Genomic DNA, 881 nt, shown 5'->3' on the forward strand with positions numbered 1-881 from the left:
GCCCACAAGCCAAAAAAACATCAGTCTATGTTAGAAGATGAGGAAATGAAAAAACAAATCGATGATAGTTTTACTTATCATTTTTTCTTCAATCATGGATTATTTGATGAATTATATAATTTTCGACAATTAATTGAAGAAACAGAAAAATATCTGACTGAAAAAGTAGAAGCACACGCAAATCTCAAAGATTTAACACCAACTGACGAACGATTTGGAATAGCGGAAAATTTCGGGAGTTTCTTTCCGTTCATTTTATGGAAATCATTGTTGTTAAGTCTTTATTTCCAAATGGAAAGTGCATTAAATCAAATTTGCGGAAACTTAAAAAAATCCAATAATTACGAATTGGAGCTTAAAGACATGAGCGGTAATGGAATTTTTAAAAGTTCGTTATATTTAAAAAAAGTTTGCGGAATTAGAATTCCATTTGAAACGGACAATTGGAATAAATTGACAGAATTTAACAAGGTCAGAAATATGCTTGTTCATACTGACGGAATTTTAAAAAAATCAAACCTGAATTTGGTTAATATATAGTAAAAAATACGAAGGAATAATTTTAGCCGAATTTACCGACGAAGAATATTCTGTAAGCATTACGGAGGATTATTGTAAATTGACCTTTGACAATATTGAGGAACTTTTTAACCAGATATATCGGAATATGAATAAGGAAAAGGCCAGTGGGCAACACCGTGTATAAGCCATTGCTGGGTCTGTGCTAATCTGGAAAATTCTTGGGAATTTTCCAGCGGAGTTTTGTACTTTTAATGTTTCGTGTGTGAGACACGCAACGGCTCATACACATCAACGTTGGCAACCATATGAAAAAAAATCGGCTGGAATTGAAAAACTAGACCGAAAAAAATAAAAAAAAA

At 32.0% G+C, this 881-nt stretch carries 1 protein-coding gene; it reads left to right on the forward strand.

From position 1 onward, the window contains the following. On the forward strand, positions 1 to 540 hold a 540-nt coding region (locus A9996_RS19395), incomplete at its 5' end, for a hypothetical protein (RefSeq protein ID WP_211272680.1). Positions 541 to 881 lie beyond the last annotated feature (341 nt).

It is taken from the genome of Gelidibacter algens, assembly GCF_001678675.1.
Lineage (GTDB): Bacteria > Bacteroidota > Bacteroidia > Flavobacteriales > Flavobacteriaceae > Gelidibacter > Gelidibacter algens.